This is a genomic window from Henriciella aquimarina (assembly GCF_002088975.1).
Lineage (GTDB): Bacteria > Pseudomonadota > Alphaproteobacteria > Caulobacterales > Hyphomonadaceae > Henriciella > Henriciella aquimarina.
The window spans coordinates 67,413-80,278 of record NZ_NCST01000041.1 but is presented as its reverse complement, the minus strand read 5'-3'; the positions used below and the strand labels follow the sequence as shown (position 1 = coordinate 80,278).

Below are 12,866 nucleotides of genomic sequence, written 5' to 3'. Positions count from 1 at the left end.
TTCCATCGCAGGCAGGCGCGAACATGGCAGTCCTGACCCAGACCCGGAGATTTTTCCAGAGCCAAGATCATTCCTCGTTGCCTCACGCAATGTCAGCATGGACAGCGGCGATGGCCCTCGCCTAGACCGGAGGCTTGTAAAGTCCCCGTTCGGGAGTGATCCGATGAGCCTGCCAGAGACCATGCGCGCCCTGCGCCTTGAACGCCTTGCCGAAAACTATGAGGGCTGCGCGGTGCGCGACATACCGGTGCCGTCACCGGGCGCGGGCGAGATCCTGCTGAAGGTCCGGGCGGGCAGTCTCGGTTTTCCCGACCTGTTGATGACGCGCGGCGGCTATCAGCACAAGCCGGACCTGCCCTTCACGCCGGGCGGCGATGTCGCCGGAGAGATTGTGGCGCTCGGCCCGGACGTGTCCGGTTTCGCGGTGGGCGACCGGGTCGTGACCGGGGGACGCGGCGGGGCCTTTGCCGAATATGCCGTCTATTCCGCCAGCCAGGTGCGCAAGATCCCGCAGGGTCTCGGCTTTGCCGAGGCTGCCTCGGTCGGGTCGGCCTATCTCACCGCCTATGTCGCGCTGGTGCGGCGGGCCAATATCCAGCCGGGGGAATGGCTGCTCGTGCATGGCGCGGCTGGCGGGGTGGGCCTCGCAGCCGTTGATCTCGGCAAGCATCTTGGCGCGAAGGTCATCGCGACAGCCTCCACCGGCGAGAAGCTTGAGATCATCCGTGAGGCGTACGCGCCCGACGCCCTCATCAATGTCACGCATGGCTTCCGCGAGAAGGTGAAGGAGATCACCGGTGGCGGGGCCGATGTGATCTACGATCCGGTTGGCGGGGACGTCTTCGATGAGAGCGTGCGCTGCATCGGTTTCGACGGGCGGCTGCTCGTCATCGGCTTTGCGTCGGGACGCATTCCCGAGATCGGCGTGAACATGCCGCTGATCAAAGGCTTTTCCGTGGTGGGCGTGCGGGCCGGCGAATATGGCCGGCGGTTTCCCGAGAAGGGCCGGGAGAATATGGAAGCGGTCTGGAAACTGGTCGCGGACGGGGCGGTGCACCCCTACGTCCACGGCGTCTATTCTCTGGACGACTGGCGCAAGGCGTTCATGGAGATGGAGGAGCGCCGCGTCGTCGGGCGCGTGATCATCGATCCGTCGCAGTGACGTTGTGGCCGTAGATCCAGTCCTGATGGGCGCGCACGACGCCGGGCAGGAACTGGCCGCCCAGCCACATCGGTCCGTAAGTGGCGAGCTGCCCGAGCGGGCTCTTGCGGTGGAAGGTCTTCATATTGCCGCGTGAGGCGGCCTGGACGCGGGAGGTGCGCGGCTTGCGGATCGCTTCATAGCGGGCAAGCCCGGCCTCGACGGTTTCGGCCTGTGTCACCTCGCGGGCCATCACCCAGGCATCCTCGATCCCCATGGCCGCCCCCTGCGCCATGAAAGGCAGCATCGGGTGGCAGGCATCGCCGAGCAGGGCGACGGCGCCGTCGTGCCAGCAGGCGAGCGGGGCGCGGTCGAACAGGGCCCAGCGGTAATGCGCATCGGCCTGGTTGATGAGTTCGGTCACCGGCAGGGGCCAGCCCGCGAAGTCGGCAAGTGCCTGCTGTTTCGTGCCTTGCTCGGTCCAGCTTTCGCCTTGCCAGTCCTGGCGCTCGATCACGCCGACAAGGTTGGCGAGCGTCCCGCCGCGCAGGCGATAGGTGACGGCATGGCGCCCGCGCCCTGCCCAGACGCAGGCGGTTGGCGGCGGAGGGTGTTTCAGGCGTTCCATCGGGACGACGACGCGCCAGGCGAGATTGCCGGTAAAGCGCGGGCTGTCGGGCCCGAGCATCTGTGTGCGCAGGGTGGAATGGATGCCATCGGCGCCGATAACGAGATCGGCCGCCAGCGGTTCGCCGGAGGCCAGCATGATTTGCGGGCCGCTCTCGGTATTCTTGTAGCCCGTGACGCGCGCGCCGAGGCTGATCCCGGCGGCCGGATTGGCGCGCACCGCATTCGCCAGCACCTTGAGCAGGTCGGCCCGGTGCATGTGGAGATAGTCAGCGCCCCAACGCTTGCGCGCGGCAGGCCCGGCGGGAATCGAGAAGACGCGCTGGCCGGAGCGCCCGAGCCGCAGTTCCAGCGCTTCGGGCTCGAAGGCGGCGGCACGAATCGCGTCGCCGAGGCCCAGCGCATCGAGTACATGCATGGCATTGGGGCTGAGCTGAAGGCCGGCGCCGACCTCTTCAAGCGCGTCGGCGGCTTCCAGGACGTGGACCGACCAGCCGCGCTGCAACAGGCAGAGGGCGGCTGTCAGTCCGCCAATGCCGCCGCCGGCGACGAGCGCCATGCCGCTATTCTGATGCTTGCTCGTTTCCCGTGCCATGCTTTGGCCTTAGCGGGCTTTGCCGGGCCTGTCCCGGTGTTATCCGGTCGCGGCTTGCGGCGGAGTCCGTTCCGGGACATGCTCACTCAAAGTGAGGGGAGGGATACATGGTCTATCTGATTGCCGGGCTGGTGCTGTTTTTCGGCTGCCACCTGTTTTCCAGCTTCCGCTCGCGCGCGGCGGGGCGCGATCTTCGGGTCCGCATGGGCTATGGGCCGTATATGGGGCTCTACAGCCTTGTCGCGGTGGCTGGCCTCGTTCTGATCGTCATCGGATACGGCGCGATGCGGCCTTCCATGGTGGTCTGGTCACCGCCGGTCGGGCTGAAGCATCTGAACGTGCTGATCCAGCTTTTCGCCTTCGTTATCCTGTTTGCCGCCTACACACCGACCGGGCGTATCAAGAAGACGCTGAAACATCCCATGCTGGTCGGGGTGAAGCTCTGGGCGACCGGCCACCTGCTGGCGAATGGCGAGCTCAATTCGATCATCCTGTTCGGCAGCTTCCTCGCCTATGCCGTGATCGACCGGATCGCGGTAAAAAAGCGCGGCGACAATGGCCCGCCGGCCGATGTGAAGCCGGCGCTTATGGGAGACGTTTTTGCCGTCGCGATCGGGACCGGCTTGTGGGTGGCCATGCTGTTGTGGCTGCATCCCATCCTGTTCGGCATGCCGGCGCTGCCGCAGGGCTAGCGCAACGGCCCGCCTGGAGAGGCACCCTCGCGATCATGGCTTGGCCTCTGGCGTTCGGCTCTGCTAGGAGGACGCCTTCCCCTTCGGCCTGCTAGGCCCTGACTGGAGTGTAGAATGTCGAAACAGACCCAAACGCGCCGCAAGACGGTCAAGGATATCGCGTCTGCCAAGGGGGGCGATCCGCTTGTCTGCCTGACCGCTTATGACGCCCCGACCGCGTCGATCCTGGACGAGCATTGCGATGTGCTGCTGGTCGGCGATTCGGTGGGGATGGTGGTGCACGGGCTCGACACACCGGTCGGCGTCACCATGGAGATGATGATCCTGCACGGTCAGGCCGTGATGCGCGGCTCGGAGCAGGCCTTCGTCGTCGTCGACATGCCTTTCGGTTCTTACGAGACCAATGCCGATACCGCCTTCGAGAATGCCGCGCGCATCATGAAGGAAACCGGCTGCCAGGCGGTGAAGCTCGAAAGCGGCGCCTATGCCGCCCACCAGATCGCGCATCTCGTCGAGCGCGGCGTGCCGGTAATGGGCCATGTCGGCCTGCGCCCCCAGGCGGTAAACGTCACAGGTGGCTTCAAGGCGCAGGGGCGCAATTCCGACGAGCGCGCCCGCGTCATGGAAGAGGCCAAGGCAGCCGAGCAAGCCGGAGCCTTTGCCATCGTCATCGAGGGCGTGGCTGAAGATCTGGCCGATGAGATCACGCGGCAGGTGTCATGTCCGACCATCGGGATCGGGGCCTCGGCCTCCTGTGACGGGCAGGTGCTGGTTCTGCAGGATATGCTCGGCTATTTCGACTGGACGCCGAAATTCGTGCGGACCTATCACGATATGCGCACCGAAATCGGCAAGGCGGCGCAGAGCTATGCCGCCGATGTGCGGGCCAGACGCTTCCCGGGAGAGGCGGAAACCTACAAGCTGAGGAAACAATAAAGCAAACCGCTTTCGCGCGTTGCCGGGGGACAGGCTCGGGGTTAGGGTGCGCGCGGATTGATTTGACGGCGCGAAACCGGAGTAGGCCAAGTGGCTGATATTTTTGAGGAAGTTGAAGAGGGCCTTCGCCAGGATCGGGCCGAGCGCCTGTGGAAAAAATACGGCATCTTCGCCTATATCGCCGCAGCCCTTCTGATTGGCGGTGTCGCGCTTTACGAGTTCATCGACCATCGCCAGTCCCAATCGGTCGAAGCGAGTGCGGAACAGTTCGAAACCGCACGCGACACGCTCGACGACCAGGATTTTCAGCAGGCGGCGACCGCCTTTGAAACGCTGTCGGACAGCGATGCGCGGATTGCGCCGGTGGCGGCGAACTATCTCGCCGAGGCCCGGTTGAAAGGCAATGCCGACCGCACCGCTGCCGTGGCCGCGCTGGAAAAGGCGGCCAATACCGAGACGCCCATCGGCAAGCTGTCGCTGCTCAAGGCAGCCTATCTCAAATCGGAAACGATGAGCCGCAGCGAGCTGGAAACCTATCTCGGCGGGCTGGCCGATGAAGAGTCGCAGTTCGGGGCGCTGGCGCTCGAACTGGTCGCGGCGAAGGCAGCAGAAGAAGAAGATTATGCCTATGCGCGCGAGGCGTTCAACGATCTGCGCTTCCTTGCCAATGTGCCGCAAGGCGTTCAGCAGCGCGCCCGCATCGCGCTTGATACCCTGCCAGCCGCTGAGCCGTCCGAGGCGGCAGACAGCGACACAGCTTCGCAAGCCGGCGGCGAGGATGCCGAAACCGGTACGCCCGCTGAAGCCCCCGATGCGTCCCAGACAGATGGAGACCCCACCTAAATGACCGCGAACAAGACCTTCCGCATTGCGCTGACAGGTGTACTCATCCTGTCGCTCAGCGCCTGCTCCTATTTCCGCAACCAGCGCGCGGAGAAGGAACGCCTTTCGGCTGAGGAGAAGGAAGGCCGCATCGAGATGGTTCTCGGTGACGAAGTGATCGAGCCGAGCCCCGAACTGGCCGATGAAGAGGTCACGCTGCCGGACGCGGAGGTTCTGACCAGCTGGCCGCAGGCCGGTTCGCAAGCGACCAAGGCGGCCGGGCATATCGCGGCGGCGAAGGATTTCGAGGTTGCCTGGCGCATCGATGCCGGACGCGGCTCGGCGACGAAACGCGCGCTGACCTCTCCGCCGGTGACGAGCGAGACGACAATCTATGTCATCGATTCCGACCAGACCGTCCGGGCTTTCGACATCGCCTCCGGGGACCGGCTCTGGACCCGTGAACTCAAATCCGGAAACAGCCGCGACCAGATCGGCGTCGGCTCCGGTATTGCCCTGGCCGATGACAGGCTCATCGTCGCCAGCGGCTATGGCTTTGTCAGTGCGCTCGATGCGTCCGATGGCAGCGAGCTGTGGCGGCGCGATATGGAAGCGCCGATGACCGGCTCGCCGACCATCAAGGACAAGCGCGCCTATGTCTCCTCGAACAACAATGAAGTCTTCGCGCTCGATCTGAAGACGGGCCGTATCCTCTGGTCGGACCAGGCGATTGCGGAATCCGCCCGCGTGCTCGGCTCGCCCAGCTCGGCGGCGATCGAGGACATCGTCATCACGCCTTATTCCTCGGGTGAGATCATCGCCTATCTGGCCGCCAATGGCCGCCGTCTCTGGAACGAGGCGCTGTCGCGGCCGGGCCGGTTCACGCCGATCTCCTCGATCAACGACATTGCTTCGCGCCCTGTGATCGGCGGCGGGCTCGTCTTTGCGGCGAACCAGTCGGGTGTCATGGCCGCGATTGACGGGCGCACCGGTAACCGGGTCTGGGTCCAGCCGGTCGGCTCGACGTCTGCCCCGGCGCTTGCCGGCAACTATCTTTTCGTCGCCAGCACCGATGGCCGTGTGGCGTGCCTTGCCGCGAACAATGGCCAAGTCTACTGGGTCAGCGAGCTGCCGCGCTTTGCCAAGCCGAAGAAGAAGAAGGGCCGGATTTCCTATTCCGGGCCGATCATCGCCTCGAACCAGGTGATTGTCGTGTCTTCGCGGGGTGAGCTGATCAGCCTGTCGCCGAAGACCGGGGAGCGTATCGACTCCATCGATCTCAAGAGCCCGGTCTACATCGAGCCGATTGCAGCCGGCGACAAGGTGTTTGTGCTGACAGATAATGCACGCCTGATCGCAATCCGCTAAGAGGCTGCGCTTTGCCCCGGACCAGGCGCGGGGTGCATTGGGAAGGGGCGGCTCATGCCGTTGAAGATCGCGATTGTCGGCCGCCCGAATGTCGGGAAGTCGACGCTGTTCAACCGTCTTGCTGGCAAGCAGATCGCGCTGGTCGATGACCAGCCGGGCGTGACGCGTGACCGCAAGGAAGCCTCAGGTCGGCTGGCCGACTTGCCGCTGACCCTGATCGATACGGCCGGCTTCGAGGATGTGCATGACGAGTCGCTGGAAGCGCGCATGCGTCACCAGACCGAAGTGGCCATCCGCGAGGCGGAGCTCGCGCTTTTCCTGATCGATGCGCGCGCCGGCGTCACCCCGACCGATGAGACTTTCGCCGAAGTGCTGCGCAAGGCCGACCTGCCCGTCGTGCTCGCGGCAAACAAGGCCGAAGGCAGCCAGGGCGATATCGGCATTGCCGAAGCCTGGGGCCTCGGTTTCGGGGAACCGGTCGGGCTGTCAGGCGCACATGGCGAGGGGCTGGGCGATCTTTATGCCGCGATCCGCGCTGCGCTGGGCGAGGAAGCCTTCCTCGCCGCCTTCACCGAAGACGATGCGGCCGAGGGCGAGGGCTTCGATGATGAAATCCTGGATCGCCTGGCCGAGATCGATGTCGATGATCCGAACCTGACGGAAGAAGCGCTGAGTGCGGCGCTGGAAGAGGCTGGCATCGATGACGCCGCCGAGGCCGAGGCGCAGCTTGCCGCGCGCGAGGAAGCGAAAAAGCGCCCCATCCGGCTTGCCATTGTCGGGCGTCCGAATGCCGGCAAGTCGACCCTGGTCAATCAACTGCTCGGCGAGCAGCGGCTGCTCACCGGGCCGGAAGCCGGGATCACGCGCGATTCTATCGCCGTCGACTGGATGTATGAAGGCCGCCGGATCAAGCTGGTCGACACGGCCGGCCTGCGGCGCAAGTCCAAGGTGCAGGAGCGCCTTGAGCGCATGTCGACGGGAGAGACGGTCCGTTCGCTCAAATATGCCGACATCATCGCCCTGGTCATGGATCCCGATGATGCCTTCGAGAAGCAGGACCTGCAGATTGCCGACCTCGCCGTGCGTGAAGGCCGGGGGCTCGTCTTCGTCATCTCCAAATGGGATACGGTCGAGAACCACGCCCAGAAGATGCGCGAGCTGAGCGACCTCGCCAAGCGCCTGCTGCCGAACGCCAAGGGCACGCCTGTGGTCACGCTGTCGGGCCTGACGGGCAAGCGGGTCGACCGGTTCATGCCGGCGGTGGCCAAGGTCTATGACGACTGGTCCGCGCGCGTGAAGACGGGCGATCTCAATCGCTGGCTGCGCTACACGATCGAGCGCCATCCGCCGCCATCGGTCCACGGAAAGCGCATCAAGCCGCGCTATATGGCGCAGATGAAGGCGCGCCCGCCGACCTTCGTGCTGATCGCCTCGCGGGGCGAGCATATGCCGGAACAGTACAAGCGCTTCCTGATCAACGGGATCCGTGAGGCTTTCGACATGCCCGGCGTGCCGATCCGGCTATTCGTGCGCCAGGGGGCGAACCCCTTTGCCGACAAGGCGCAGGGCCGGCGGAAGAAGTAGGGCCGGGCTTCCTCAGTCCCGATACGTAATCCGCTCACCCGTGCGCATTTCGCTTTCTTCGAGCAGCGGCACGAGCTTGCCCACAACCTCTTCCGGCGTCGGCAGCGTCATCGGGTCTTCGCTCGGCATGGCTTCGGCGCGCATGCCGGTGCGCGTGGCACCAGGGTCGAACAGGTTGACCCGGAGCTTCAGATTCTCGTTCTCGTCGGCCCAGGCGGCGACAAGCGCTTCGAGGCCGGCCTTGGAGGCCTGGTAGGGGCCCCAGAAGGCGCGCGGGCGTGGCACGACACCGGAGGTGATGAAGACCGCGCGGGGCGCTTCCGAGCGCTGCAGCAGCGGTGACATGGCCCGGATCAGCCGCCAGTTGGCCGTGAGGTTCACCTCGATCGTCTCTTCGAAGCTGCGCGGGCCAATCGCCTGCAACGGGCCCAGCGTACCGAGAATGCCGGCATTGCCGAGCACGCCATCAAGGCGGCCGAACTTCGTTGCCAGCGCCTGGCCTAGTGTCTCGAAGGCGGTCGGGTCCTTCAGGTCCATTGGCACCAGCGTGGCGCTGCCGCCTTCGGCCTTGATCTCGTCATCGAGCTTCTCCAGCGCCAGTTTCGAGCGGGCGACGGCGACGATGTGATGCCCGCGGCGGGCCAGTTCCAGGGTTGCGGCGCGGCCGATCCCGCGGGACGCCCCGGTCACCAGTGTGATGCGTTTATCCATGGAAGGCGGCCTAATCGGCTGTGTGCGCTTAGTCCAGCAGGGAAAGCTGGCGTTCCTTGGCGCTTTCGTCGCGCATGTGATCGACCAGCCGGGTCGGATAGATGCCCGTGAAGCAATGATCGGAGAATTGCGGCTGGGCGGAGTTCCGCTCGACGCCGATCGCCGAATAGAGGCCGGGCACCGACAGGAAGCCAAGCGTCTCGACCTTGAGGAAGTTGCGCATTTCCTCAAGCGAGTGGTTGGCAGCCATCAGCTCGGATTGCGCGGCCATGTCGATGCCGTAGAAATCGGGATGAGTGATGGGCGGGCTAGCCGAGCGCATATGCACTTCGCGGGCGCCTGCATCGCGCACCATCTGGACGATCTTCTTGGAGGTGTTGCCGCGCACGATGGAGTCATCCACGAGCAGCACACGCTTGCCTTCGAGCACCGCCTTGTTGGGAGAATGCTTGCGCGAGATGGAGCGCTGACGCCCGGTCTGGGTCGGCTCGATGAAGGTGCGACCGACATAGTGGCTGCGGATGATGCCGAGCTGGAAGGGGATGCCGCTTTCCTCGGAGAAGCCGATGGCGGCTGGTACGCCGGAGTCCGGCACAGGCACGATCACGTCGACATCGGCCGGGTTCTCACGTGCCAGCTGGTTGCCCATGCGGCGGCGGACCTCGTAGACCGAGCGGCCCTGTACGACGCTATCGGGCCGCGCAAAGTAGACATATTCGAACAGGCAGGGCGATTCCGGCCGGCGCGGGAAGGGGAAATAGCTCTCGACGCCATCCTCGTTGATGATGACGACTTCGCCGTTCTCCAGCTCGCGGACGAATTCCGCGCCGATGATGTCGAGCGCGCAGGTTTCAGACGCCAGCACCCAGCCGGACCCGATCTTGCCGAGGACGAGCGGGCGCAGGCCGATCGGGTCACGGGCGCCGATCAGTTTCTTGTTGGTCAGGCCGACCAGGGCGTAGCCGCCCTCGATATAGGTCAAGGCTTCCTGGAAGCGGTCGCGCATCAGCGGCTTCGGGCTGCGCGCGACGAGTTGCAGAACGACCTCTGTGTCCATGGTCGACTGGAAGATCGCGCCCTTCTCGATCAGGTCACGGCGCAGCGCGCGGGCATTGGTGATGTTGCCATTATGGGCGACAGCGAAACCGGATGAGGCGAGATCGGCAAAGATCGGCTGGATGTTGCGGACTGCCGGCTTGCCCTGGGTGGAGTAGCGGTTGTGGCCAATGGCGGAATGGCCGGGCAGGCGGTCGGTCAGGTCGCCGCCGAAATTCTCGCCGACGAGGCCCATATGGCGCTCATTGTGGAAGCGTTCGCCGTCGAAGGTGGCGATACCACAGGCTTCCTGTCCGCGATGCTGGAGGGCGTGGAGGCCAAGGGCTGTCAGAAGGGATGCTTCAGGGTGGCCAAAAACGCCTACGATGCCGCACTCTTCACGAGGCTTGTCGTCATCATGATCCCAGAACATCGACACCTCGCTTGGCAGTTGCCTGCGAGTTATGCCGGGTCCGTGCGGGCGTCAAGTCCGGGTTGCTGTTGAACGCGCTCGCCGACCTCAGGCGCATGGCGCTCGACATAGGCGGCGCCTTCTTCCAGAAGCGGATAGGTCTGCGCGTTGCGGATCCATTCGGGGATCCGGTCCTGATCCAGGGCCATGCGCATGAGAAAGACGAAGAAAATCAGCACGACAGCGCCCCGGAAGAAGCCGAAGGCGGCGCCTGCCACGCGGTCGAAAACACTGACACCTTCCGCCCCCTGGATCGACTTGGACAGGTTCGCGCCGAACCAGGCGACGATCACATAGACCAGCAGGAAGAAACCGAGAAAAAGGATCAGGTCCGGCAGCCAGTCAGGCGAATCGCCGGGCATGATGCTGGAGACCGCATCGCGCAGGAAAAGCCGGGCATAATAGGCGGCGGCAAGCGCTGCGATGAAGGCGCCGAGCGTGGCGAGTTCGCGCATGAAACCGCGCGCCAGAGCCATGAGCGTCGAGATGATCAGAAGGACGATCACGATCGCGTCAAAAGCTGTGAGGGCGTCCATCATGCGTCTGGTTCCGGACCAAGTAACTCTACGAGTTCAGATAGCCGTGTCAGGGCCGTCACGGTCAACCCTTCAATTGCCGGGAAACTGCCTTCAGGCACGAAAGCATGCTGGAAACCCAGCCGCTGGGCCTCCTTGAGGCGTTGTTCCGTGCGTGCAACCGGACGAATTGTACCGGAGAGCGCGATCTCGCCGAAGAAGACGGATTTTTCCGGGGCCGGCTTGTCGGCCAGGGATGTGAGCAGGGCGGCGGCCGCGGCAAGGTCGCCGGCCGGCTCGGCGATTCGGTAGCCGCCGGCGACCGACAGGTAAACGTCACGCCCGCCAAGTGAGACGCCACAGCGCGCTTCCAGCACCGCCAGCACCATGGCCAGACGGTTGGCGTCCCAGCCGACAATGCTGCGCCTGGGCGTGCCATAGGCGGAGTTCGAGACCAGCGCCTGCACTTCGGCGAGGACGGGCCGCGAGCCCTCCATGGCGGCGAAGACGGCGGCACCGCCGGAGGTTTCGCTGTCGCTGGAAAGAAAGAGGGCGGAGGGCTCTCGCGCTGGGGCGAGGCCGTAAGTGTGCATTTCGAAGATGCCGATCTCATCGGTCGGGCCGAACCGGTTCTTGACCGCGCGCAGGATACGGAACTGGTGGCCGCGCTCGCCCTCGAAATAGAAGACGGTGTCGACCATGTGCTCGACCACGCGAGGGCCGGCGATCTGGCCTTCCTTGGTGACGTGGCCGACGAGGATCAGCGCAACGCCAGACTTCTTGGCCCAGCGTGTCAGTTCCTGCGCACAGGCGCGCACCTGGGCAACCGAGCCGGGCGCAGCCTCGAGGCCGTCGGACCACATGGTCTGGATCGAATCGATGACGACGAAATCCGGCTTGGCCGCTTTCAGCGTGGCGAGCACCTTTCTGAGGTCTGTCTCGGTGGCGAGATCGACCGGGCTCTCGGCAACCTTGAGCCGGCGGGCGCGCTCCTGGATCTGGGCGGCCGCTTCCTCGCCGGAGACATAGACGGTCTTCAAACCGTTGCGGGCGAGCCGCGCGGCGACCTGCAGGAGCAGTGTGGATTTGCCGATGCCGGGATCCCCGCCGATCAGCGTGGCCGAGGCGGGCACCAGGCCGCCCCCGAAAACGCGGTCCAGCTCATCAACGCCGATGACATGGCGGGCTGGCGCTTCGCTGACTGCACTAAGCGTCGTGAGATCGGCCTTGCCGGCCTTTTTCGACAAGGTCTTCGGGGCGGCCAAACCACCGGGCGCGGCGGATACGGTCTCCTCGACCAGCGTGTTCCATGCCCCGCACGCCTCGCAGCGCCCGGCCCATTTGGCATGGACCGCCCCGCAAGCCTGGCAGGTATAGGAGGTGTTTGAACGCGCCATGGAGAAAAGAGCTAAGGTGATGCGCGCCGCGAGGGAAGGGACGTCATATAAGTGACATTTGTAACATTACATGGAATTAATTATTGAAAAACAATAAGATTTGATAGCCTGAAACGGCTCAAGGGAAAGGGTCGATAAAAATGACAGAGAAGGCATACCCATGTCCCGTACTATTCTTGCAGGCATTATCACCGCAACTTTCATCGCTGGCGCTGCCGCCCCGGCCTTTGCCGACCCGGCCCATCGGGTCCGGAGTGTCGATGTCGACATTTCCGGCTATGACCTGGGCACCGAAAATGGTGCTCGCATGGTGCTGAAACGTCTTGAGAAAGCCGCAGATAGCGTTTGCGGTGTTCGCAGCGGTGTGAAGACGCTCCAACAGCTCCGTTATGAGCGGGCGTGCATCAACGATGCGATGGAAAATGCAATTGATTCAATCGGTGGTGACCCGGAACGGAAGGTCGCTGTCAGGAGGGTCTGGAAAGGCTGATGATACCCCTTCAGCTCCAGTCAGAGGGCCGTCCGTACCTGAGAAATTCGGGCGGCCCTCGCTTCAGATCGAAGATGCCCCGGTGGAGAACGCCGGGGCATTTTTTATGGGGGCGACTGCTTGACCAAAAGAGGCTCTAGGGAGGTGCAAGGGTAACTAAATTCTTCTGGCGCCGAACGGTCGGTTGACTGATCAAGCCGCGCAGGCCGCCTCAAATTCGTGACGTCATATCCAGGAAAGGGCGGGGCTGTGCGGCTCTATGTCGTTCCATTTGAAAAAGTTACATTTGTAACTCTTGTGCTCTGGAAATGGCTGCAAACTGCTGCTCTTGCTGCACAAGAAGAGATGTGTCGATCTGGCCGGCGCGGGGCGTGTCATCTCCAATCGGGGCTTTTTGAGGCCGAAGGAGGCCACCTGGCAAGCGGGGGGACGTCCGGACCGCGGCCAAGGGCACAGGCTTGCCCGTTTCTCTATCGCTTAT

At 64.2% G+C, this 12,866-nt stretch carries 12 protein-coding genes; 7 read left to right on the top strand and 5 right to left on the bottom strand.

From position 1 onward, the window contains the following. Positions 1-163 precede the first annotated feature (163 nt). Positions 164-1,162, top strand: coding sequence for an NADPH:quinone oxidoreductase family protein (locus B8784_RS06745; protein ID WP_084396834.1), 999 nt, complete (start codon positions 164-166; stop codon positions 1,160-1,162). Here B8784_RS06745 and B8784_RS06740 read toward each other — a convergent pair. After that, entirely contained in the window at positions 1,143-2,363 is a 1,221-nt protein-coding gene (locus tag B8784_RS06740) for an FAD-dependent monooxygenase (protein WP_084396833.1), read from the bottom strand. The genes B8784_RS06745 and B8784_RS06740 overlap by 20 nt on opposite strands. Before the next feature lie 107 nt (positions 2,364-2,470). Between B8784_RS06740 and B8784_RS06735 the strand changes: the two genes are divergently transcribed. From B8784_RS06735 to der, 5 genes are all read left to right on the top strand, one after another. After that, positions 2,471-3,055 carry an NnrU family protein gene (locus B8784_RS06735; protein ID WP_084396832.1) on the top strand — a complete coding sequence of 195 codons (585 nt, stop codon included), beginning with the start codon at positions 2,471-2,473 and terminating at the stop codon, positions 3,053-3,055. 114 nt (positions 3,056-3,169) lie between these two features. Continuing rightward, positions 3,170-3,991 (top strand): 3-methyl-2-oxobutanoate hydroxymethyltransferase, encoded by an 822-nt coding sequence (gene panB, locus B8784_RS06730; protein WP_084396831.1) that lies wholly within the window; start codon positions 3,170-3,172, stop codon positions 3,989-3,991. Positions 3,992-4,081: 90 nt separating this feature from the next. Further along, the gene (locus tag B8784_RS06725) at positions 4,082-4,834 is read left to right on the top strand and encodes a hypothetical protein (RefSeq protein ID WP_084396830.1); all 753 of its coding nucleotides are present in this window, start codon (positions 4,082-4,084) and stop codon (positions 4,832-4,834) included. Further along, positions 4,835-6,181: a PQQ-like beta-propeller repeat protein gene (locus tag B8784_RS06720; RefSeq protein ID WP_084396829.1), complete on the top strand. Its 1,347-nt coding sequence runs from the start codon at positions 4,835-4,837 to the stop codon at positions 6,179-6,181. Between the two features lie 54 nt (positions 6,182-6,235). Further along, on the top strand, positions 6,236-7,765 hold the full coding sequence (gene der, locus B8784_RS06715; RefSeq protein ID WP_084396828.1) for a ribosome biogenesis GTPase Der: 1,530 nt from the start codon (positions 6,236-6,238) through the stop codon (positions 7,763-7,765). A 12-nt stretch (positions 7,766-7,777) separates the two neighbouring features. Here der and B8784_RS06710 read toward each other — a convergent pair whose 3' ends face one another. The 4 genes from B8784_RS06710 to radA are packed head-to-tail and all read right to left on the bottom strand — an operon-like array spanning position 7,778 to position 11,895. After that, positions 7,778-8,476, bottom strand: a complete 699-nt coding sequence (locus B8784_RS06710) for an SDR family NAD(P)-dependent oxidoreductase (RefSeq protein ID WP_084396827.1) — start codon at positions 8,474-8,476, stop codon at positions 7,778-7,780. Between the two features lie 28 nt (positions 8,477-8,504). Next, positions 8,505-9,944, bottom strand: a complete 1,440-nt coding sequence (gene purF / locus B8784_RS06705) for an amidophosphoribosyltransferase (protein ID WP_084396826.1) — start codon at positions 9,942-9,944, stop codon at positions 8,505-8,507. Between the two features lie 29 nt (positions 9,945-9,973). Continuing rightward, complete coding sequence (locus B8784_RS06700; RefSeq protein WP_233356003.1) at positions 9,974-10,522, bottom strand: CvpA family protein; 549 nt, start codon at positions 10,520-10,522, stop codon at positions 9,974-9,976. After that, positions 10,519-11,895 carry a DNA repair protein RadA gene (gene radA, locus B8784_RS06695; RefSeq protein ID WP_084396825.1) on the bottom strand — a complete coding sequence of 459 codons (1,377 nt, stop codon included), beginning with the start codon at positions 11,893-11,895 and terminating at the stop codon, positions 10,519-10,521. Before radA ends, B8784_RS06700 begins: the two co-directional genes overlap by 4 nt. Positions 11,896-12,055: 160 nt before the next feature. Here radA and B8784_RS06690 point away from each other — a divergent pair, with 160 nt between their 5' ends. After that, positions 12,056-12,385 carry a UrcA family protein gene (locus B8784_RS06690; RefSeq protein WP_084396824.1) on the top strand — a complete coding sequence of 110 codons (330 nt, stop codon included), beginning with the start codon at positions 12,056-12,058 and terminating at the stop codon, positions 12,383-12,385. The last annotated feature ends 481 nt before the right edge of the window (positions 12,386-12,866 follow it).